This window comes from Streptomyces clavuligerus, assembly GCF_005519465.1.
Classification (GTDB): Bacteria; Actinomycetota; Actinomycetes; order Streptomycetales; family Streptomycetaceae; genus Streptomyces; species Streptomyces clavuligerus.
Window position 1 is genome coordinate 1,046,234 of record NZ_CP027859.1, and the last position, 21,920, is coordinate 1,068,153.

At 73.2% G+C, this 21,920-nt stretch carries 18 protein-coding genes and 1 pseudogene; 9 read left to right on the forward strand and 10 right to left on the reverse strand.

The window, feature by feature from the left end; genetic code table 11:
* Positions 1 to 27: 27 nt before the first annotated feature.
* The 3 genes from CRV15_RS32840 to CRV15_RS32855 all read left to right on the forward strand — a co-directional run bounded on the left by CRV15_RS32840 (position 28) and on the right by CRV15_RS32855 (position 5,187).
* On the forward strand, positions 28 to 3,291 hold the full coding sequence (locus CRV15_RS32840) for an amidohydrolase family protein (RefSeq protein ID WP_003963390.1): 3,264 nt from the start codon (positions 28 to 30) through the stop codon (positions 3,289 to 3,291).
* A 544-nt stretch (positions 3,292 to 3,835) separates the two neighbouring features.
* Positions 3,836 to 4,864, forward strand: coding sequence for a terpene synthase family protein (locus CRV15_RS32850; RefSeq protein ID WP_009999397.1), 1,029 nt, complete (start codon positions 3,836 to 3,838; stop codon positions 4,862 to 4,864).
* Between the two features lie 29 nt (positions 4,865 to 4,893).
* Positions 4,894 to 5,187, forward strand: coding sequence for a hypothetical protein (locus CRV15_RS32855; protein ID WP_003952922.1), 294 nt, complete (start codon positions 4,894 to 4,896; stop codon positions 5,185 to 5,187).
* Between the two features lie 289 nt (positions 5,188 to 5,476).
* On the opposite strand, the gene CRV15_RS32860 is transcribed toward CRV15_RS32855, so the two are convergent.
* Positions 5,477 to 7,192 carry a transcriptional regulator gene (locus tag CRV15_RS32860; RefSeq protein WP_009999398.1) on the reverse strand — a complete coding sequence of 572 codons (1,716 nt, stop codon included), beginning with the start codon at positions 7,190 to 7,192 and terminating at the stop codon, positions 5,477 to 5,479.
* 259 nt (positions 7,193 to 7,451) lie between these two features.
* On the opposite strand from CRV15_RS32860, the gene CRV15_RS32865 reads away from it, so the two are divergent.
* The gene (locus CRV15_RS32865) at positions 7,452 to 7,742 is read left to right on the forward strand and encodes a hypothetical protein (protein ID WP_003963392.1); all 291 of its coding nucleotides are present in this window, start codon (positions 7,452 to 7,454) and stop codon (positions 7,740 to 7,742) included.
* Between the two features lie 45 nt (positions 7,743 to 7,787).
* A complete protein-coding gene (locus tag CRV15_RS32870) occupies positions 7,788 to 8,102 on the forward strand; it encodes a hypothetical protein (protein ID WP_003952925.1) in 315 nt (104 codons plus the stop codon).
* 269 nt (positions 8,103 to 8,371) lie between these two features.
* Here the strand turns inward: CRV15_RS32870 and CRV15_RS32875 are convergent.
* Positions 8,372 to 8,551, reverse strand: a pseudogene (locus CRV15_RS32875) (zinc-binding dehydrogenase); the annotation flags it as partial.
* A gap of 170 nt (positions 8,552 to 8,721) precedes the next feature.
* Between CRV15_RS32875 and CRV15_RS32880 the strand changes: the two are divergent.
* Both CRV15_RS32880 and CRV15_RS32885 read left to right on the forward strand, forming a co-directional pair.
* Positions 8,722 to 9,195: a hypothetical protein gene (locus CRV15_RS32880; RefSeq protein ID WP_003963393.1), complete on the forward strand. Its 474-nt coding sequence runs from the start codon at positions 8,722 to 8,724 to the stop codon at positions 9,193 to 9,195.
* Between the two features lie 137 nt (positions 9,196 to 9,332).
* Positions 9,333 to 10,382, forward strand: coding sequence for a DUF1259 domain-containing protein (locus tag CRV15_RS32885; protein WP_003952928.1), 1,050 nt, complete (start codon positions 9,333 to 9,335; stop codon positions 10,380 to 10,382).
* 148 nt (positions 10,383 to 10,530) lie between these two features.
* On the opposite strand, the gene CRV15_RS32890 is transcribed toward CRV15_RS32885, so the two are convergent.
* The 8 genes from CRV15_RS32890 to CRV15_RS32930 form a co-directional block, all read right to left on the reverse strand.
* Positions 10,531 to 11,991 carry an NAD-dependent succinate-semialdehyde dehydrogenase gene (locus CRV15_RS32890; protein ID WP_009999402.1) on the reverse strand — a complete coding sequence of 487 codons (1,461 nt, stop codon included), beginning with the start codon at positions 11,989 to 11,991 and terminating at the stop codon, positions 10,531 to 10,533.
* Between the two features lie 64 nt (positions 11,992 to 12,055).
* On the reverse strand, positions 12,056 to 12,958 hold the full coding sequence (locus CRV15_RS32895) for an NAD(P)-dependent oxidoreductase (RefSeq protein ID WP_078564620.1): 903 nt from the start codon (positions 12,956 to 12,958) through the stop codon (positions 12,056 to 12,058).
* An 819-nt stretch (positions 12,959 to 13,777) separates the two neighbouring features.
* Positions 13,778 to 14,350: a formaldehyde-activating enzyme gene (gene fae, locus CRV15_RS32905; RefSeq protein ID WP_003952931.1), complete on the reverse strand. Its 573-nt coding sequence runs from the start codon at positions 14,348 to 14,350 to the stop codon at positions 13,778 to 13,780.
* A complete protein-coding gene (locus CRV15_RS32910; RefSeq protein WP_003952932.1) occupies positions 14,347 to 15,330 on the reverse strand; it encodes a glycine betaine ABC transporter substrate-binding protein in 984 nt (327 codons plus the stop codon). The genes fae and CRV15_RS32910 overlap by 4 nt, the downstream gene beginning before the upstream one ends.
* 89 nt (positions 15,331 to 15,419) lie before the next feature.
* Entirely contained in the window at positions 15,420 to 16,139 is a 720-nt protein-coding gene (locus CRV15_RS32915; RefSeq protein ID WP_003952933.1) for an ABC transporter permease, read from the reverse strand.
* Positions 16,136 to 17,110, reverse strand: a complete 975-nt coding sequence (locus tag CRV15_RS32920) for an ABC transporter ATP-binding protein (RefSeq protein ID WP_009999404.1) — start codon at positions 17,108 to 17,110, stop codon at positions 16,136 to 16,138. The genes CRV15_RS32915 and CRV15_RS32920 overlap by 4 nt, the downstream gene beginning before the upstream one ends.
* 7 nt (positions 17,111 to 17,117) lie before the next feature.
* A complete protein-coding gene (locus tag CRV15_RS32925; protein ID WP_003952935.1) occupies positions 17,118 to 17,807 on the reverse strand; it encodes an ABC transporter permease in 690 nt (229 codons plus the stop codon).
* Between the two features lie 351 nt (positions 17,808 to 18,158).
* Positions 18,159 to 18,953: an SDR family NAD(P)-dependent oxidoreductase gene (locus CRV15_RS32930; RefSeq protein WP_003952937.1), complete on the reverse strand. Its 795-nt coding sequence runs from the start codon at positions 18,951 to 18,953 to the stop codon at positions 18,159 to 18,161.
* A gap of 289 nt (positions 18,954 to 19,242) precedes the next feature.
* Here CRV15_RS32930 and CRV15_RS32935 point away from each other — a divergent pair, with 289 nt between their 5' ends.
* Positions 19,243 to 20,751, forward strand: a complete 1,509-nt coding sequence (locus CRV15_RS32935) for a pyridoxal phosphate-dependent decarboxylase family protein (protein WP_003952938.1) — start codon at positions 19,243 to 19,245, stop codon at positions 20,749 to 20,751.
* The gene (locus CRV15_RS32940) at positions 20,748 to 21,860 is read left to right on the forward strand and encodes a sulfotransferase family protein (RefSeq protein ID WP_003952939.1); all 1,113 of its coding nucleotides are present in this window, start codon (positions 20,748 to 20,750) and stop codon (positions 21,858 to 21,860) included. The genes CRV15_RS32935 and CRV15_RS32940 overlap by 4 nt, the downstream gene beginning before the upstream one ends.
* Positions 21,861 to 21,920 lie beyond the last annotated feature (60 nt).

A 21,920-nucleotide genomic window follows, 5' to 3' on the forward strand; every position in this document is an offset into this window, starting at 1 on the left:
CCCCGGGGTGCGGCAGCGTCCCGGGGTATGGACAGTGAACGGAGCACTCACGCCCTTCCCTTCCCTCTCTCCCGCCGGGGGCTGCTCACCGCCGCCGGAGCGGCCTGCGCGCTCGGCGCGGTCCCCACGGGAACAGCCGCGGCGACCGGAACGGCGGCCGCCACCTCGTCCGCCGCGGCGACCGGGAGAGCAGCGGCCGGGACGGCGACCACCGCCGTCGCGCTGCGCCTCACCGAGGCCACCAACGGGGCCGCGAGCCTCGCCCCCGGCGGCGGAGGGCTGATCGCGGAGGTGCAGAGCACCCTGTGGTCGCTGCCGGCCGACGGGGGCCGCGCGACCCCGCTCACCCCCGCCGACCTGGAACCCGCCCGGCCCACACACTCCCCGGACGGGGAACTCGTCGCCTTCAGCGCGTACCGGGACGGCAACCACCACCTGTGGACGGTACGCCCGGACGGCACCGGACTGCGCCGCCGCACCGAGGGCCCCTGGGACGACCGGGGCCCCGCCTGGTCACCCGACGGCACCCGGATCGCGTTCGCCTCCGAACGCGGCGGAGACCCCGCCACCGGCGCCCCCTACCGCATTCACGTCCTCGATCTGCGCACCGGCAACCTCACCCGTCTCACCGGCCTCTCCGGACAACAAGGCCCCCTCCAGGACGGACCCTGGGAGGACTACGACCCCACCTGGTCACCCGACGGCACCCGGATTCTCTTCGTCCGGGGCCAGGGCGTCACCACCGCCACCGGCCCCGCCCTCGACGCCCGTACCGTCGCCGCCGTATCCGCCACCGGCACCGGAGCCGTCACCACCGTCCACACCGGAACCGCCGACGGCCAGATCATCGCCCCCGCCCTCGCCCCCGACGGCCGACGGCTCGCCTATCTGCGCACCACCCCCGCGCCCCGCGCCGGGTGCGTCCTCGTCCTCGACGGCGCACCCGTGCCCGTCACCGGCGACCTCGCCGCCGTACCCCCGCGCTGGACCGCCCGGGGAGAGCTGCTGCTCACCGTCGATGGATGCTTCACCCTGCTGCGCCCCGACCGGCCGACCGCCCCGAGGACCCTCCCCTTCGACGGCACCCTCACCGCACGACGGCCCCGCTACCGCGTCAAGGAGTACGACCTCGGCGAAGCCCGCGTCCAGCCGGTGCGCGGCATCCATCTGCCCGCCCTCTCCCCGGACGGCGGGAGGATCGCCTTCGCCGCCCTCAACTCCCTGTGGCTCGCGCACACCAACGGCGAACGCCCGCCCCGACGACTGCGCACCGCTCCCGCCACCCGCTATCTCCTCGGCCCCGTCTGGGACCCCGCGGGCCGCTCCCTCCTCTACGCCGACGACCGCGACGGACTCCTCGGCATCCGCCGCCTCGACCTCGCCACCGGCGCCGAGCAGACCCTCGCCGCGGGCGGCCGGGCCTTCCCCGCCCTCTCCCCGGACGGCACCCGGCTCGCCTGCCTCGACACCACCGGCCGACTCCTCGTCCGCGACCTCGTCACCGGCGCCGAACGGGTCCTCGCCACCCCCCTCAGCGGCGGCGGGCTCCCCGGCCGCCCGAGCTGGTCCCCGGACGGCCGGTGGATCGCCCTCTGCGACCGCAACCGGATCAGCCTCCGCTTCCGCGAGGGCTACAACCTGCTGCGGATCGTCGACGCCGGGACCGGTGCCGACCGGCTGCACACCGTCGCCCCCCACACCTCGATCTCCGACCGCCACGCCTCCGGACCCGTCTGGTCCCCCGACGGCGCCTGGCTCGCCGTCGTCGTGGAGTCCGCGCTCTGCCTGCTGCCCGTCGCCCCCGACGGCACCCCCACCGGGCCCCTGCGCCCCCTCACCGACGAACCCGCCGACCACCCCTCCTGGTCGGGCGACTCGTCCACCCTGCTCTACCTCTCCGGCGCGAGGCTCCGCACCATCCCCGTGACCGGCGGCGCGCCCACCACCGTCCGCGTCCCCCTCGATCTGCGCCCGCCCACCCCCGCCGACACCGTCGTCCACGCGGGCCGGCTCTGGGACGGCACCGGCGAACACGTCCGCGACGACGTCGACATCGTCATCCGCCGGGGACGGATCACCGCCGTCGAACCCCACCGGTCCGGCCGTACCCCCGCCCTCCGCCGGATCGACGCCTCCGCCCGCACCGTTCTCCCCGGGCTGTGGGACACCCACACCCACCCCTGGCCGAGCAGCTACGGAGGCCGCCAGACCACCGGGGCCCTCACCTACGGTGTCACCACCACCGTGTCCTTCGGCGGCTTCGCCCATGAACAGGTCAGGATCCGCGAGGCCGTCCACTCCGGACAGCTCGCCGGACCGAGGCTGCTGACCTGCGGGGAACCCCTCGACGGCAGCCGGGCCGCCTACAGCATGTGCCGCGTCCACCGCACCCGGGCCGGGCTCCGGCGCACCCTGGAACGCGGCGTCGCCCTCGACTGGGACACCGTCAAGACCTATGTCCGCGCCCCCGCCTGGGTCATGGAGGAAGCCGCCCGCTTCGCCCACGAGCGCCTCGGGGTGCGCTCCGGCAGCCACTTCCTCACCCCGGGAATCCTCCTCGGCCAGGATCTGACCACCCACCTCCAGGCCACCCAGCGGGCGGAGGCGGGGCACGCCACCACCGCCTCCGGCCGCGCCCACCAGGACGTCATGGCGGTCTACAGCGCCCGGGGCGCCGACTTCTCGCTGGTCGCCACCCCGTTCACTGCGGCCCCGCTGATCGGCTCGGCGCCCGAACTCGCCGACGACCCCCGTGTCACCGTGGTGATGGCGCCCTGGGACGCGGCCCTGGTGAGACTGGCCGCCGCCCAGCCGCCCACGGCGGACCAACTGGCGACCCTCGACACGGAGATCGACGTCTACCGGCGCGTCCTCGCCGCCGGAGGGGCGGTCGCCCTCGGCACCGACGCGCCCCTCGGCCCGGCGGGCCTCTCCCTCCATCTGGGGTTGCGCGCCCTGCGCCGTTCCGGCCTCTCCGCCGCCCGGGCGCTGAGCACCGCCACCGTCATCCCCGCCCGCGTCTTCGGCCTCGGACAGCACCTCGGCACCGTCGAACGGGGTCGGCTCGCCGATCTCGCCATTGTCGACGGCGACCCCTTCGAGGACTTCGACACCCTCATCCGCACGGTCTCCTGCCTGCGCGGCGGGGTGGTGTACGAGACCGACGACCTCATCGCCGCCACCGCCGCCCCCACGACCGCCGCCGCCGAACCCCTCGCCGCCGACCGGACCGACTGGCTCTCCGTCGGCACGCGGATGCACCGCGACGGCTGCTGCGACCCCGGCGTCTGACCCGTCGTCCGGCACCCTGTCGTCCGGCGTCTGTCGTCCTGCCCGCCGTCCGATCCGCCGTCCGATCCATCGGAGGAGGGGGCGGGCCCTCCCCCCGGCAGCCGCCGAACGGGGAGGGCCCGTACGGGCCTCGCGGGAGAGTGCGTCAGCCATCCGCTGACGCGGCCGGGTTCGCCCCGGCCGGACAGTCCGGCAGGGGCACGGTGCCGCTGACCCTCCCGTCCGGCCTGAGCATGCCGTTCGCGGACAGGGAGCGCGCGAACAGGGTGCTGCGCAGGCGCGCGCCTGACGCAGGTCCACTGTCGGCCACGGCCGGACCGCGTACTGTACGCCGCGGCCCGGCGAAAGTATCGTCGGTCTCCCCGGGCACAGGGGTGCGATGGCGGCACAGCCGCCTCACCCGCTGCTTCCGTCTCCGGCTCGTCGAACCGAGCCGCCGACGGCGGCCCGCTCCCGGGGACGGACATGGTCGGTGGGCTGCTCCCGGAATGTCCCACGTGCCTGTCCGGCGATCTGTCCGCCGCGGTCGTGAGGAGTGAACCCTGTGGTCCGGTTTCCCGAGTTCTTCATGCCGTTCCCCGCCCGCCCGCTGAACGCGGGAATGGAGCAGGCCAGGCAGCGGATGTGGGCATGGATCGACCACTTCGGCCTCGGCCCTTCCGAGGCGTCCCACCAGCGCCTGTCACAGCTGCGGTTAGAGGTGATCACGGCCCGCTACTACCCCTTCGTGGAGCCGTCCGCCCTGCCCCTGCTCGCGCTGCACATGGCATGGGCCTGGTGTGTCGACGAGCAGTTCGACGACGGGCCCGCCGGTCGTGATCCGCGCTGGTGTCTGACGGCCCTCCGCGGTCTGCGGGACGCCGTACTGGGCGGGAGCCACATACCGGGCAACCCCCTCGAAGCCGCCGCCGCCGACTTCCACCGGAGACTGGGAGAGGTCCATTCGCCCCGGTGGGTCCGGGACTACACGGACGTCACCACCCGCTGGCTGTGGAGTTACTACGCCGAGAGCCTGGACCGGGCCACCGACCGGCACCAACCGCTGCCGGACTACCGGCGCCATCGGCAGGTCACCAGCGGCGAGCACATGTTCTTCATGCTCGCCGAGCACGGAGCGGGCAGGGAGCTTCCCGACAGTGTGAGCAGGCTCCCGGCCTACATCGCGTTGCAGGACGCGGCGGCGGAGCACATGGGACTGCTCAACGACATCGTCTCCCTGCCCAAGGAGGAACCCATCGGCGACGTGCACAACGCGGTCACTCTTGTGTCGCGCCACTCCCGTGTGCCCGCCGCGGAGGCGGCCGAGGCCGTCAACGACATGCTGACCGACTGCGTCCACCGGATGCTGGCCGCGGAGGACGAACTCCCGGGACAGCTCGACGCCGTGGGCGTCACGGAGCGGACCCGGGCGGACGCGCTGGCCATGGTCGAGGCGATCAAGGCCCATACCCGGGGAAACTTCGACTGGCACTTCGAGGTGAGCCGCTACGCGGGGCCAGGACAGCTCGACGAAGCCGGAAGCCCCGCGTATGTGGCCGATGTGCTGGGCGGCGCACGCACCGGTGCCGACTGACCGCGCCGCCGCGCCGATGTGCCGCCGCGGTGTCCGGGCACGCGGTGTCCGGTCGCGCCGCCGCCCCGCCCGCCGAGGTCCGGGAGCCGGCCCGGTCGCCGCACCCGGGACCGCGCCTGCTGCCGGCCCGGCGGCGTGACCTGCCCGCCGGGATACGGGACGTGCTCGCCGCCGCCCCCGACGCGAAGGTCGTCACGGCCGTGGCCTCCCACCCGGGGCTCTCCGGGGAGCTGCCGCGCTCCCTGCTGCACCGGCACGCGCCCGGGTCGCCGCGGGGGTGGCGGCCGATCCGGACACCCCGCCCGCGCTGCTGGAGGAGCTGACCCGGTGGGACCCCCGGCCCCCCGGCCCGCCGGGCCCGCCGGGCCCGCCTGGGGGTGGCCCGGCCCGCCGGGGCGCCCCCGGGAGCCCTCCCCGGCTGCCTCGCCGACGAACAGGCCCGCCGCGCCGCCGACCCTGACCCGGCTCCTCACCGACGACGACCACGAGACCGCCGAGGCCGCCGCGACTGCGGAGACCGCCGAGGCCAACCCCGCGCTGCCCACCGCCGCCATGGCCGGACTCATCGCGGAACACGCAGCGGAACGTGTCGCCCGGCGCGCCACGGGCCCGTCACAGCGCCGGGCCCGGAAGCGCTCCGGGGTCCGCCGGGCCGTCCGGACGGGGGCTGCCGCCGGAGGGGGCGGTCGGGGCCTCTCCCGGGGCCTCCTCCCCGACCGGGAACCACCGTCCGGCGCGGGTGTCATACAGATGGGCGGGCCCGTCCTGGACACCGCTCGTACGGAACGGCCGCCCGGCGTCGTCGATCCGCGCGGTCCCCGAACGGTCGCCGCTGCTCCACTCCAGCTCCAGGTACCAGTCGCAGTCGCATGCCACGGTGCGGCCGGTGACGAGCAGGACCTCCGGGTCCCGGACCGAGACCCGGTACGGGAACGAGAGGGCGGGGATCTCCACCCCGGCGTCGTTGCCGGGCATGGGACGGGCCGCCGGGCGGGCGGCGTCGAGGTCGACGTCGAACGTCCGGGGGGTCATCGTGCCTCCGCAGCTCATGCCCATGCCGTAGACGTTCCGGCGCAGCGGCGGGCGCTGGGCGACCACCCGGACGCGCAGCCCCTGAAGCACCACCGCCTCCTCACCGCGGCCCTGAAGGGTCACCCTGAGCAGGGTGTCGCCTCCGTGCACCGCGTCCAGGGAGCGGGCCCAGGGCTCGGCGTCGGACACCGAGGGCGGCGGGGGGACCGCCGCCGGTGCGCGGTCGACGATGTAGGAGTGGTTGCAGTCGCCCGCCCACAGATGCTGGTCGACGTCCCAGGCGAACGGCAGCGGGCCCGCTGGGCGCCCCGGGGCGCCGCCGGGCTCCGGGGATACGGCGGGGCCGCCGGTGCGGCTCGGACCCACGGAGCCGGAGGGACCGGCCGACGGCCCGGAAGCAGCCGTTCGCGACGGAGCGGACGGAGCGGAACGAGCGGCCGGTGAGGACAGGGCGGACGGGGCGGACGAGGCGGACGGGGCGTGCGGCGCGGACCGCGAGGGCGGAGCCGATAAGAAGGGCGTGGGCCCGGTGACCGCGAACGGGACGGCGCCGTCCGGGTACCGGGGGGCGGCGGCGCGCTCCGGGCCCCCCGGGCCTCCCGTCCCGCCCGAAAGGAACGGCGAGTGCTCGAACGCGGGCAGGACGAGGAGCGCGAGGACGGACGCGACGGCGATCAGTCCAGTCGCGCGAGCGGTCCGGTGCCGACGCCGCAGCACCCCCGGCGGCACGGTGTACCCGGCCGCCTCCGGCCGCTCCTCCGGGACGGTGCCGGCCTCGCGGGAAGCCCTCACGGCGGCGGTCCCCGCACTCCCCGAGGCTCCGGCGACGGCTTCGGTGATTCCGACCGCTTCGGTGATTCCGGCGACTTCGGGGGCTTCGACCGCTTCGGCGGCTTCGGGGGCTCGGGGTTCTTGGGATCTTCGGCGCGCTTCGGGCACCGCCGCCGCAGCGCCGTCCCCCGGCGCGACCCCGCCGCGCCCCGCCCCTGACGACATCTCCGGTGATGTGCCCGAGCCCCCGGCAGCCGCCGCCTGACGTCTGCGGCGCTCCCCGTCCGCCAGCACCCAGAGGCGGTGCAGCGGGACGAGTTCCTGGTCCCGGCAGCCGCACAGCCGGGCCAGCCGTTCGACCGGGGCGAACTCCAGCGGCACGGTCCGACCGGAGCAGTAGCGGTACAGCGTGGCGGGGCTGACCCCCACCCGGCGGGCCAGAGCCGCATAGCTGCGCCCCGACGCCTCCCGCATCTCCCGCAGCCGACGTGCGAACGCCTCGGTGTCCGATTCCAGCGCGCTCAACCGTTCCAGCCCCCCGGCGTTTCAGGGCGGCGTTCCACCCTTGTTGAGTATTCCCACGTCAGTAGGGGTGGAATGGTTCCACCGTTACACCAGTGCCCCCAGCGCTTGTCGTGTTCCGCCGGGCTCCCGAAGCTGTTGATCGTCAAGCCGACCACTCGGCAGAAGCGACCATCGAGGAGTCCCTGTGGCCCGCTCGTCCCTGAGTTCACTGTGTTCCCCGCGGTCTCTGCGTTCTCCGCGGTCTCTGCGTTCCGTCGCGGTGGCTGTCACCGCGACGGCATGCCTCGTCGGAGGCGCAGCGTCCGCCCAGGCGGCCCCGGCCGGGGCCGCCCCGCAGAAGTCCGTCGCCGTGGCCGAGGTGCGGACCTTCACCGGCTCCGCCATGGGCGTCTCCCAGAGCCAGGCGGTGAGCGCGGCGGTCGGCATGGCCTACGGGGTCGCCCAGTCCTCCGGCTGGCAGGCGAACCAGTGCTATGTCCGCGCGACCAGCGTCAGGGCGGTCGGCGGAGGTCTGTACTCCGCGGTCGCCGAGTTGTTCTGCCAGCGCTGAATCACCCTGTATCACACCGATTTTCACCAAGAAGGAGATATCGATATGACCTCGACACTCATCCGGGGCGGCGTCACCCTGGCTCTCGCGGGCCTCGCCGCGTTCATGCCGTCCGTCGCGCACGCCGGTTCCGGTGCGAGCGCCGGTGCTGGCGTCGGCGTCCAAGAGACGCAGACCTTCACGGGCTTCGCGTACGAGAACAGCCCCAAGGAAGCCAAGCGGGAAGCCGAGAACATGGCCCGACGGTCCGCGCTGATCAGCGGATACCTCCATGAGCAGTGTGTACTGCTCTACGCCGAGTCCTACCGGCTCGCACCCGGCTACTACGGGGGCAACGCCGCGATCCGATGCACCCGCTGATCCATTGATCCATTGATCCGCTGAGATCGCGCAGGGGCCATGACTCCGCCCAGGAGGGGGGAGTGGAGCCGGGACCCCTGTCCGATCGCCCATGTCCTCCGACAGCCAGGCGGCTCCGCCGCGGCGAGGCTTCCGGAGGCCATGCAAAGGGGTGTCCGACCGGCGCGCACCGGTCGGACACCCCTTCGCGTGCGAAGGCCGGTGGCGGCCGGGCGGATCGCTCGACCCGACCGCTCTCCCGTACCGCTGTCAGGGCACGGGATGACGGGTCAGGGCACGGTGATGACGATCTTGCCGCGCGCGTGGCCGGTGGCGCTGGCGTCATGGGCCGCGGCGGTCTCCCCGAGCGGGAACACGGCGTGCAGCGGGACGGTGAGGCGGCCCTGGTCGGCGAGGCCGGCGGCCAGCGGCAGCCCCGCCCAGCCCGGGGACTCCCCGGCCGCGTCCCGCCGCCTGCTCGCCTACTTCCTCCAGTCCTGCCCGCCGACGGACGGCACACCCCTGCCCCCACCCGCGCCGCTCCGCCTCGACGACCTCTACTAGCCCCTGGTCCCGGCCGATTGTCAGTGGCCGCCCCTACGCTTTCGACCAATTGCCGACAAGCGCTGGAGAGGCCGCCGTGACCACCGAGGACAAGACGATGAAGCGCATCGAGGAAGCCATGGAGCTCCAGCGCACGGGCGACACCGACGGTGCCCGGGAGCGGTTCGGCGAGATCTGGGCGGAGATCGCCCCGGACGGGGACCCGTTCCACCGCTGTGTCCTCGCCCACTACATGGCCGATCTCCAGCCGGACCCGCGGGACGAACTGGCCTGGGACCTGCGTGCCCTGGACGCCGCCGCCTCGGTGACCGACGACCGGGCCAGGCAGCACGACGCCTCCTTGGCCATCCGCGGGTTCTACCCGTCCCTGCATCTCAACCTCGCCGCGGACTTCCACAGGCTCGAAGACACCGCGCAGGCCCGCACCCATCTGGCCCGGGCGCAGGAACACCTCGACGCGCTCGGCGACGACGACTACGGCCACGGCATCCGGTCGGCGATACAGCGGCTCGCCGACCGGCTCGCCGAGGAAGCCCCACGGCACCGATGAACGAGGGACCGCAGTAGTCGATCACCGGTACCGCCCCGTGTGGCCCCGTGTGCCCGATTGGCGGATGTTCATGGGGTTGGCGGCATGAGGTGATGTTACGTTCGCATTCTCATGACTTTTCGTGAAAGTGATACGTCATGGCTCGAACGGTTGAAGCATCCGAAGCGTCCGAACGAGGTGAAGACCGGCGGCACGGCACGTCACGGCGGCGCATACTGGCCGCGGGCGCGCTGACCCCCGTGCTGGCGGGAATGGGCGGTGGTGCCGCCCACGCGCTCCCCGCCGCCATGCCCGCCGGGGGCGGCCCGGGGGGCCATGCGCTGATCGAGCCGGTGCCCTCCGCCAAGGCGGACTGGGCGGCGGTGGCGAGGGTCCTGGGCCGCGACGGCAGTCTGCTGCGGGGCGTCACCTACCACACGGCCTTCAACCGCTCGGACCTCCGCGTGTTCTCCCACGGCGTCAGGGTCACCCCGGGGCTCGCGCTGGGTTCGCACGTGGCCTTCGCCCGGTACGCCGACGGCTCCACCATGGCCATGGGCGACATCGTGGTCACCGAGGACGAGCTCCAGGCGGTGACCGACGCCTTCCAGCGGCACGGGATCGCCCAGACGGCCATCCACAAACACCTGCTCGCCCACCACCCCGACATCTGGTGGACCCATATCCACGCCCATGGCAAGGACCCGGTGGCCATCGCCCGCGGCGTACGCGCCGGGCTCGACCGGACCGCGACCCCGCCGCCCGCTCCACCGCCGACCGGACCGATCGACCTGGACACGGACGGAATCGACACCGCACTCGGAATCAAGGGCTCCGGCGTTGACGGAATCTACAAAGCGGCCTTCATCCGAGCCGAGAAGGTCGTGGACAGTCATCTGGTGCTGCCTCCCGGGCTCGGGGCGACCACGGCGTTCGTCTTCCAGCCGGTGGGCGGTGGACGGGCGGCCCTGCACGGCGACTGCGCGGTGACCGCCGACGAGGTCGACGACGTCATCGGCGCCCTGCGGCGCGGCGGGATCAGCCTGGTGGAACTGCACAACCACCATCTGCGGGACACACCACGGCTGTTCTTCATCCACTTCTGGGCGGTGGACGACGCCGTGCGCATCGCCCGTGCCCTGCGCCGGACGGTGGACGTCACCAACGTGATCGCGCCGCCGGAGTCCCCGCCGCGCGGCCCGGCCTGAGACACGGCGGGGAGCGGCCGTTCCGCTCCCTCGGCCGCTTCAACGGGGGACAGGCACCCGCCGGTGGCCCAGCAGGAGGCGGAGGCAGCCCGTCCACCGCCGTCACCCCGGGCCGACGGCCGGCTTCAGCCCGGGCCGGCGGCGGGCTTCAGCCCAGGTCGACGGCGAGATACTTCGTCGACAGATACTCGTCGATCCCCTCGAAGCCCCCCTCGCGGCCGAGACCCGAATCCTTGACCCCGCCGAACGGGGCGGCGGCATTGGACACCAGGCCGCGGTTGACACCGACCATGCCGCACTCCAGGGCGTCCGCCACCCGCAGCGCCCGGCCGATGTCGCGGGTGTAGAGGTAGCCCACAAGACCGGACCCGGTGGCGTTCGCCCGCCGGACCGCGTCCGCCTCGTCCGTGAAGCGCTGGACCTGAGCGACCGGACCGAAGATCTCCTGCTGGACCATCAGGGCGTCCCCCGGCACCCCGGAGAGTACGGTCGGCGGGAAGAACCAGCCCCGGCCCGCCGGTTCGGCCCCGCCGGTGTGGACCTTCGCGCCCCGGTCGACGGCGTCGGAGACCAGGAGGGCGATCCGGTCCCGCTGCTCTTCGCTGATCACCGGCCCGAGCCGGGCCAGGGGGTCGGTGCCCCGGGCGAGCCGGACCGCGGACATCTCCTCGGTCAGCCGTTCGACGAACTCCTCGGCCGCCGTCTCGTGCACGAGGAAGCGGTTGGCCGCCACACAGGACTGTCCGCCGTTGCGGAGCTTGGCCAGGAGCGCGCCCGCGACGGCGGCGTCGAGGTCGGCGTCCTCGAACACCAGGAACGGGGCGTTGCCGCCCAGCTCCATCGAACTGCGCAGCAGCTGTTTCCCCGAGGCGGCGGCCAGCTCCCGGCCCACCTCGGTCGAGCCGGTGAAGGAGAGTTTGCGCAGCCGGGCGTCGGCGAGCAGCGGACCGACCAGTTCCGCCGGTTTGCCGGTGGGCAGCAGGCCGATCACACCCGGGGGCAGGCCCGCCTCGATCAGCACCTGGGCGAGGAGCAGACAGCTGAGCGGGGTCTCCTCGGCGGGCTTGAGCAGGGCGGTGCAGCCCGCCGCGAGGGCCGGTCCCACCTTGCGGGTCATCATCGCCAGGGGGAAGTTCCACGGGGTGATGAGCAGACAGGGCCCGACCGGTTGCCGGGTGGTGACGAGTCGGCTGCCGCCGTCGGGGGCGAGCCGGTACTCGCCCCCGATCCGTACGGCCTGCTCGCTGAACCAGAGCAGGAAGTCGGCGGCGTAGCGGACCTCCCCCTGGGACTCGGCGAGCGGCTTGCCCATCTCCAGAGTGATCAGCAGGGCGAAGTCGTCGGCCCTGGCCAGCAGCAGATCATATGCGCGGCGCAGCAGCTCGGCGCGTTGCCGGGGCGGGGTGGCGGCCCAGCCCGGCTGCGCCCGGCAGGCGGCGTCGAGGGCTTCGGCGGCCTCGGCGGGGGTGGCGTCGGCGACCTGGGCGAGCACCTCGCCGGTGGCCGGGTCATGGACGTCGAAGACGGTGGCGGTGGGCCGCCAGACGCCGTCGATGAGGCAGCCGTCGGGGACGGCGGCCAGGACGTCTCGCTCGGTGCGGAGGGTCATGGGCGGGGTGTCCTCCTGCTCGGTCGGGGGTGGAGTCGTGGCGTCGGGGCGGTGCGGGTGGCGGTCATCGCGCATCTCCCGGTCCGGCCGGTATCCGCAGTTCGATCCCGGCCAGCTCCTCGTAGAGCCGGACCGGGATCATCTCGCCGGCCGGACCGCCGTACTGGGCGAGTCCCCGCCGGTAGATCTGCTCGACCAGGGCCGACAGTTCGACCGGGACGCCGACATCGCGGCCCAGATCGACGGCGAGTCCGAGATCCTTGCAGGCGAGGGCCATCGCGAAGGACTCGTCGTAGTCACCGGCTGTCAGCAGGTCCTGGATGTCGTGCTCCAGGAAGTTGCTGTTGGCGGGGCTGGCGATCAGCGAATCGCGCAGCACCGCCAGGTCCACCCCGGCCTTGACCCCCAGGGTGAGCACCTCGGAGGTGGCGACCAGATGGGAGAACCAGAGCAGGTTGATCATCAGCTTGACGGTGTAGCCGGTGCCGCGCGGGCCGACGTGGAAGATCCGTTCCGGATCGCCCATGGCGGTGAGGACCGGCCGCAGCTCCGTGTACACAGCGGCGTCCCCACCGGCGAAGATTTGCAGGGTGCCCGCCTCGGCGCCCTTGGCCATGCCGCTGACCGGTGCGTCCAGATGCCGGACGCCGCGCCCGTCGAGCTGCTGCTCGGCGATGCGGCGGGCGGTCGCCGGAGCGGAGGTCGACATATCGATCCAGGTGCTGCCGGGCCGCAGTGCGGCGGCGGCCCCGGCGTGCAGGAGGACGGCCTCGACCTGCCGGGGGCCGGGCAGCATGGTGATCAGGACATCGACGGCGGCGGCGCAGTCGGCGGCGCTGTCGGCCCAGTCGGCACCGGCGGCGAGGTGGGCGGCGGCGGCCTCGCGGCGGATGTCGTGGACGGTGACCGGAAATCCGGCCGTGAGCAGATTGCGGGCCATCGCCCCGCCCATATGGCCGAGTCCGATGAATCCGACGGTGGGAGGGGTTCCGGGTGTGTCGGACCTTCCCGGGGCCCTGGGGCTCTCAGATGTCTCAGCGGTCTCAGCGGTCTCGGAAATCTCGGAAGTCTCAGGGATTTCAGGGGTCTCAGACAAGGCCGATCCAGGTGGTCTTGAGGACGGGGTGGCCGTCCAGGGCGGACAGGGATGTGTCGTGACCGGGGCTGGAGCTCTTGGACCCGCCGAACGGAGTGCTGGTGTCACCGGCGTCGAAGCTGTCGTTCCGGACCGTTCGACGCCGTCCCGCCGCGTGGCTTTCGGCGGAGCCGGTGGGCGGTGGTGAGGCCGCGGGGGCTTCGTGGGCTTGGTGGGCGATCTGTGGGCATTCCCCCTTCCCGGGAGGAGGGTCACCGCGGCACCGGGCGGGGATCTCCGCGCGCGACCTCCGGACAGCGCCGTACGGGCCAGGCCGACGCCCGCCCACGAACGGACCACGGTGACGCTCCCGTACCGCGTGAGCGGAGCTGCCCGGCCTGGACGTGTGCGACGTGTGCGACGTGTGCGATGTGCGGGACGTGTGTGCGGGTGGGGCCGGTGAAGGCGGCCCCGCGCGCCTCGGGGGGCGGCGGGGCGGGTGCCCGGCCCCTCACCTCGCCGTGGCCGGGCAGCACCCGGAGCCAGAGCCAGAGCCAGACCCGGAACCGGAACCGGCGGCCCCGGCCCCGGAGCGGGCCCCGCCCCGGGCGGTGGTGGCGGTCGGGCGGCCACGGGGGACCGGACCCCGGGCCGCCGGGAGCGGCCGCCCGGCGCCGGGCCCCGCCCGGTCCGGCCGTGACGCGGCGGTCGTCACCCGCCTTCTCCGGGATCGGCTCCGGTCTGCCGTCCGGGCCCGGCCGGGGTGAAGAAGGGGTTGGACACCTGGTCACGCGCGGCCAGCACCTCGGCGATGCCGGGGGCGCCCGCGACCCCCGCGGCCAGGGCGGCCCGGGTGGCGGCCCGGTTGTTGCGGTAGACCTCCTCGGCGTCCTCGGCCGCCCAGTCGACCCACACCGCCGCGATCAGCAGCAGATCGTCGGCCGCTTCGGCCGGGACGATCCCCTCGGCCACCGCGTCGGCGACCCCACCGGCCACCCCGGCCTGGGCTGCTCCCCAGGTCAGCGCGGCATGGGTGTCCCCCCGAACCTCCGCCTTATTGACGAACAGGGTCAGCGGTTTGACCGGCAGGCTGGGCCGTAGCACCGTAACAAACGGGGTGAAACCGGCCCGTGGGGTGGCCAGCGCGGTGGCCCAGGCGGTCTCGGCGGCGGTGCCCCGCCCGCCGAGCACGGTATTGATATGGGCGGCGTGCGGGCCGCTGCCGACGAAGGACTCGCCGATCATGACCTGGTGGCCGAAGCGGCCGGACTTCTCGTCGCTCATCCGATGAAACCGTTCTTCTTGAGCCAGCCCTCGGCGACCCGGTCGGGGGGCAGGCCATCGACGGCCACCTGGGCGTTGAGGCCGCGCAGGGTGGCGTTGTCGAGCCTGGCCGCGATCGGCGCCATGATCTGGCCGATGGACGGATAGCTGTCGGCGGTCTCCGTGCGCAGGGTGAGCGCCGGGTTGTAGACCGGGAAGAACTGCCTGTCGTCCTCCAGGGTGGTCAGCTTGAGGTTGGTGATGCGCCCGTCGGTGGCGAAGACCTCGCCGAAGTTGCAGGTGGTGCCCTTGGCGGTCTCGGTGTAGACCACACCGGTGTCCACCAGTTTGATATTGCTCTTGGGGATGTCGATCCCATAGGCGCGGATCAGGCCCGGCCAGCCGTCGTTGCGGGTGGAGAACTCGCTCTCCAGACAGACGGTGGCGTCGGCCGGGCGGCTTCTGGCGAAGGCGGCGAAGTCGCTGAGGGACGTCAGCTTCCACTGCCGGGCCTTGGCCGACAGCACCGCGAGGGCGAAGGTGTTGTCGGCGGGCGCGGGAGTCAGCCAGCGCACGCCGTTCTTGGCCCTGTCCTCGTCGGCCACGGCCTTGAACTGGGCCGCGGCGCCCTTCACCGGGTCGGTGTGCTTGAGGTAGATGATCCAGCCGGTGCCCGTGTAGTCCCAGTACAGATCGACTTCCTTCGAGGTCAGCGCCGCCCGGGTGTTGGCGCTGCCCTTGATGTTGGTCTTGTCCTTGACCTTGGCGCCGGCCGCCTGGAGGGCGAGTTTGGTGATCTGGCCGAGGACGATGCTCTCGGTGAAGTCCTTGGAGCTGACGGTGAGGGTCCGGCCCGTCAGCGCCGCGTCGGCCTTGATCGAGCCGGAGCCCACGGCCGCCGTGGCACCGCTGTTGGCGTCGGTGGTGACATGGGTGGAGCAGGCGACCGGCAGCAGCGGAAGGGCCAGCACCGCGAGGGCTCCGGCGGTACGGCGGCGCAAGGGCATCGTGTCCCCTTCACAGATGGGCGGCGAGTTCACAGACGGGCGGCGAGTTCACAGATGGGTGGCGAACGGGGGGAACCGCGGGCTCAGCGAGTACGGAAGCGGTCCTCGACCACGGACCCGAGCCAGTCGATGAGCAGGGCCAGCGAGGCGACCAGGACCGCTCCGGTGACCAGGACAGGGGTGCGCTGGAGCTTGATGCCGTTGACGATCATGTCGCCGAGCCCACCGGCGTTCACGAAGGTGGCGAGCGTGCCGACGCCCACGTTGAACACCAGCGCCGTACGGATACCGGCCAGGATGACCGGCACGGCCAGCGGGAGTTCCACCCGGAACAGAACGGCCGACGAGCCCATCCCGAGCCCCCGGGCCGCGTCCACGACCGGGGCGTCCACCTGCTGGATGCCGACGATGGTGTTGCGCAGCACCGGGAGGACGGAGTACGCGACCATGCCCATGACCGCCGTGCCGAAGCCGATGCCCCACCAGAGCGAGAGCAGCACCAGGAGTCCGATGGCCGGGGCCGCCTGGCCGATGTTGGCCAGACCGGTGACCAGCGGGGCGAGTCGGCGCAGGGCGGGCCGGGTGAGCAGGATGCCCCCGCCCAGGGCCAGCACCAGGACCAGCACGGTGGAGACCGAGGTCAGCCACAGATGCTGGGTCACCGCGTCGGTGATGTACGTGGGGTTCAGGGTGCGCTGCTCGATGGAGTCCAACGGGCGGGCGTGCACCCAGACGTAGAGCAGGGCGAGCAGGGTCGCGATCACGGCCGGAGTGGTGAGGTGGCGCCGTAGCCGGGTGCTCACACCGCACCGCCGGACGGCAGGGCCGCGGGTTCCGCGACCGCCCGCATCAGCGCCTCGATCCCGACCTCTCCGCGCAGACGGCCCTCGGCGTCGAGGACGCCGATCCGGGTGGAGGCGGTGGCGACCATGGTGTCCAGCGCCGTGTGCAGGGTGGCGTCGGCGCCGAGCACGGCGGGCGGGGCCTGCGCGGGGACCGGGTCCCAGTCGACCTCGGAGAGCCGCCGCAGCCCGAGCCGTTTGAGCGAGGAACCGGCTCCGGCGAAGCGGGCGACGACCTCGTCGGCGGGGCGGGCGAGGATCGCCTCCGGGGTGTCGAGCTGGCGTATCCGCGAGCCCTCGGCGAGGACGGCGATGCGATCACCCATCCGGATCGCCTCGTCGAAGTCGTGGGTGACGAAGACGATGGTCTTGCGCAGGGTCTCCTGGAGCCTGAGGAACTCGCTCTGCAACCGGTCCCGGGTGACCGGGTCGGTGGCGCCGAACGGCTCGTCCATCAGCATCACCGGCGGATCGGCCGCCAGGGCGCGGGCCACGCCCACCCGCTGCTGCTGGCCGCCGGAGAGCTGGCGCGGCAGCCGGTCGCGGAACTCCGGGCCGAGGCCGATCAGATCGAGCAGCGCGTCGACACGTTCCTCGATCCGCTTGCGGTTCCAGCCGAGCATCCGGGGGACCAGGCCGATGTTCCTGGCGACGGTCATGTGCGGGAAGAGGCCGACCTGCTGGATCGCGTAGCCGATGCCGCGCCGCAGCTCGTTCTGGTCCAGTGCCAGCACATTGCGGCCGTCGATCTCGATGGAGCCCGAGGTGGGCTCGATCATCCGGTTGACCATCCGCATGGTGGTGGTCTTGCCGCACCCTGACGGGCCGACCAGGACCAGGATCTCCCCGGCCGCGATGTCCAGGGTGAACCCGGCCACAGCGGGGGAGGGCTGGCCCGGGTAGGACTTGGAGACCTTCCGGAGGCTGATCATCGGCTGGTCAGGCATGCACGCTCCTGCGCGGGTTGGGGGTCCGGATACGGCGGGGCGCGAGCCCGCGCGGGACGGTGAGCCGCCCGAAGAGCACAAGGACGAGGTCGAAGAAGAGGGCCAGCAGCACGACACCGACCGTGCCGACCACGGCCCGGTTGGTGGAGTTGACGCCACCGAGGCCCGCGAGCCCGTCGAAGATCTGATGGCCTAGGCCGGGGCCGCCGACATAGGCGGCGATGGTCGCGATACCCATGGTCATCTGGGTGGAGACCCGGACACCGGCCAGGATCACCGGCCAGGCGAGCGGGAACTCGACGGTGGCCAGCATCCGCAGACGCCCCATGCCCACGCCCCGGGCGGCCTCGGTGAGCGCGGGATCGACCTCCGCGAGACCGACCACCGTATTGCGGACGATCGGCAGCAGCGCGTAGATCACCAGCGCGACGACGCTGGGCACATAGCCCAGGCCGAGCGGTCCGATGAGAAGCCCGAGCAGGGCGAAGGACGGAATCGTCAGGGCCGCGGCCGAGAGCGACACCGCGAGCGAACTCAGGCGTGGCGTGCGGTAGGTGAGGATTCCGACGAGCACGCCGATCGCCGTCGCGATCCCCATCGACACGACGACGACACCGGCGTGCTCCTGGGTCTGGGCGACGAGGACGTCCTGTCGGCTCTGCAGATACTCCCAGAGCGTCACGCCACTCCTTCCTGTCCGGTACCCGGTGACGGCGGTGTCGCGCGGGCCTGGCGGGCAAGGTAGGCACTGGCGGTCACCACCGCAATAGGTCGCGCCAGAATCAGAACATCAGTTCAGCCCATGACAACTCTGCCGTCCGGAAGAACGTCCGAAACGCTCGTCGACGATCGGCCGGTATACGCCGGTGATCGGTGTGGTGACACCCGTCACCGGCGTATACCGCGTGGTCGGCGGTCGGCGGCCGTCGGAGCCGGACGCCGGACGCCGGACGCCGGACGCGGCGGCAGGGGCCCGGCCCGCGCCCCCGGGTCCGGACGTGCGCCTGCCCCGGGCTCCGGGCTCTGCACGTCCTCAGAGGGTCTTGATCTGACCCCCGTCGATGATGAACTCGGCGCCCGTGATGTTCCCGGCGTTGGGGGAGGCCAGGAAGACGGCGAGATCGGCGACTTCCCCGGGCTCGGTGATCCTGCCGGTGGAGATGCCCATCGTGCGCGGTACGACCTCGTCGAGGGCCGCCTCGGCGGTGCCTCCCGCCTCGGAGGCCACGGCGTCGGCGAAGCCGCCCGGGTCGGTCCAGAACGGGGTACGGACCGGGCCGGGCGCGATGGCGTTGACCCGGACACCGCGCGGGGCGAACTCCTCCGACAGCGCCTTGGTCAGATTGGACAGCGCGGCCTTCGCCGCGGAGTAGTCGACGACCATGGGGAAGGGCAGCCGCGCGTTGACGGAGGTGATGTTGACGATGGCTCCGGCCCCGCCCGCGAGCAGATGGGGCAGCGCCGCCCGGCTCGCGCGGACCGCGCTGAAGAAGGTGAGCCCGAACACCCGCTCCCACGCGTCGTCGTCGATATCCAGGAAGCCGCTGCGGGGGCTGGTGACACCGAGGTTGTTGACGAGCACGTCGACCCGGCCGTGCCGGTCCGCCGCGGCCCCGATCAGCCGGTCCGCGCCGTCGGCCGCGGCCAAGTCCACCGGGACGAAGACGGTGTCGTACCTCTCCCGCAGAGCGGCGAGCCCGGGTGTCCCGGTACGGCTGCCGACGACGACACGCGCGCCCTCCCGGCCGAACGCCTCGGCCACGGCGAGCCCGATGCCCTTGCTTCCCCCGGTGACCACGGCGACCTTGTCCTTCAGACGCAGATCCATCGGCAGCCATCCTCATGACGTCGCCCGCGCGGAACACCACCCGCCTCCCGGATGGCCGGACCCAGTATCACGTCCCCCACCGCTCCGCGCACGCATCGGCAGGACATCGGCAGCGGGTGTCCGGGCCGGGTGCCGATGGTTCAGGGCAGGGGCGGACGGGTAGATGCCCGGACTCGCGGGTGTCCCGACTGCGGCGGCCCGCGGCAGCGGACGGTGACCACTCGCCCCGGGCGAAGAGGCGGCGCCTGGGGCGCCGCGCGCCGTTGCCAGCCGATGGGGGAGGCCGAGGGTGTCTGCGGAGTACGAGTTACGGCTGCCGGAGCAGACCATGCGGACGCTCGGGTACCGGGTGGTGGACGCGATCGTCGAGCATCTCACCGGGCCCGGGGGAGGACCGGTGGCGGACCGGGCGGCCGGTGACTGGGCCGAGCGGCTGCTCACGGAGCCGCTGCCGGTGGCGGCGCACGACCCGGAACGGCTGCTGGAGGAGGCACTCGGCCTGCTCCGCCGGGGCAACGCGCACCCGGACCACCCGAGGTTCCTCGCGTTCGTCCCCAGCCCCGGCACCTACGCGGGCGTGCTGGCGTCGGCGCTGGCGACCGGGTTCGCGGTGCCGACGGGCTGGCGGCTGACCGGCCCGGTGTCCAGTGCCGTCGAGGTGACCGCGATCCGCTGGCTGGCCCGGCTCATGGGGCTGCCCGAGGGGACGGGCGGACTGCTCGTGCCCGGCGGTTCGACCGCCAATCTGACCGCCCTGACCGTGGCCCGGGACGAGATCCTGGGCGAGGAGGGGATCGGCGAGGGCACCGCGTACTGTTCCGACCAGACCCACTTCTCGGTCCCGCGCGCCCTGCGCCTGCTCGGAGTCGGCCCCCGCCGGGTGCGGTGCCTGCCGACGGGCGGCTCCTCCCGGCTGGACGCGGTAGCGCTGGCGGCGCGGGTGGCGGCGGACCGCCGCGCCGGGCTGCGGCCCTTCGCCGTGATCGCCAACGCGGGCACGGTCAGCACCGGCGCGATCGACCCACTGCCCGAACTCGCCGCCCTCTGCCGGGCCGAGGGGCTGTGGCTGCACGTGGACGGGGCGTTCGGCGCGGCGGCGGCCCTCACCGAGGAGGGCAGGTCCCTGCTCGGCGGCCTCGACCTCGCCGACTCGCTCACCGTCGATCCGCACAAGTGGCTCTTCCAGCCCGCGGAACTCGGGTGCGTACTGCTCCGTTCCCCCGCCCTGCTGCGGCGCACCTTCGGCATTTCCCTGCCCCCCTTCCTGGGCCCGTCCGGGGAGCACCCGGACGCGGAGACGGGAACGGAGACGGAGACGGGAACGGGGACCGGGACGGGCGGCGGGGTCGACTTCCTGCACTTCGGCATCCAGCAGACCCGTGAGTTCAAGGCGCTCAGACTCTGGCTCTCGCTGAAGATGTTCGGCTCCGACGCCTTCGTCCAAGCCGTCGGCCGGGGTCTCGCCAACGCCCGGGAACTGGGCCGCTTCATCGCCGCCCAGCCCGGCGTCGAACTGGTCACCCCGCCGAGCCTGGCCGTCCTGACCTTCCGCTGTGTACCACCGGACGGGTACGAGGTCCCCGAGAGCTGTGTGGACCTGGCGGCCTCCGACCTGGCGAACGACGGCGGCGCGATGGTCATGCCCACCACCGCCACCGGCCGCCGGGCCTTCCGGATCTGCACCGTCAACCCCCGCACCAGCCCCGCCGACCTGCGCGATGTCGTCATCCGGCTGCGCGACCTGTGGCGCGCCAGGGCACGGGAAGCAGCCCGGAAGCACTCCGGAGGCCGTGCGTGAAGCCGCTGGACCCGGCGGACCTCCATGCCCGGGCCACCGCGGCCACCGGCCTGGACGACTTCGGCGACCCCTCCTACCGCGAAGCGCTGGACCGGCTCACCGAGGCCCTGAACGCCGAAGCCCGCCTGAACGCCCACGGCCGCGCCGAAGCCCGTACGACACTCACATCGGCCCTGGTCAACCGGCTGCTGCTGCACCGCCCTCCCGCCCCGCCGACCCCTCCACCTACCCCTCCACGGATCCCCCCGCCGACACCCCTGCCCGGCCGCCCCGTCGTCATCACCGGCCCACCGCGCAGCGGCAGCACCTTCCTCCACACCCTGCTGGCCCATCACCCCGGTCTGCACGCGCCACGGCTGTGGGAGCTGATGCACCCGCTCTGCCCGCCCGGTGTCACCGACTCCGCGCTGATCGAGGCCACCCGCCACCATGTCACCGCCTACTACACGGCGGCCCCGGCCATGCGGGACATCCACCTCATGGCAGCCGAAGGGCCGGAGGAGTGCGAATACCTGATGACGACGGCCTTCCACAACACGGTCCTGGGCCTCTTCGGCTACCGCGTCCCCAGCTACGCCGACTGGCTGCTGGAGCAGGACCTCACCAACGCCTACCGGCTCCACCGCCGCCAGATCGGGACGATCCTCGCCCGCCGCCCGGCCGCCCTCCGCGCGCGCCTGCTGCTCAAATGCCCCTCCCACATCTGGTACCTGCCGCACCTGGCCGCCGCCTACCCCGATCTGACCCTCATCGAGCTGCGCCGCGACCCCCGGCACGCCACCGCCTCGACGTGCAGCCTCACCCTGCACGCCCGCCGCAAGCGCAGCGACCGTACCGATCCCCATGAGATCGGCCGGCAGATCGACCGCGCCCTGCGACTCGGCGCCGCCCGGCTGTCCGCCTTCACCGCCGCGCCCCCACCCGGCGTCACCCACATCCCCGTCGACTACGACGACCTCGTCCGCGCCCCGGCCGCCACCGCGCAGCGCCTCTTCACCCTGCTCGGCCTCCCCGGCCTGCCGCCCGCCACGCTGCGCCGCCATCTCGCGCAGCCGGCGCCGCGCGGACGTCATGTCTACTCCGGCGCGGACTTCGGCCTCACGCCCTGACCGTCCGGGGGAAAGCCCCGCGGCGACCGCCGTTCCGCCCGGAACGCCCTTCGGCCTTCC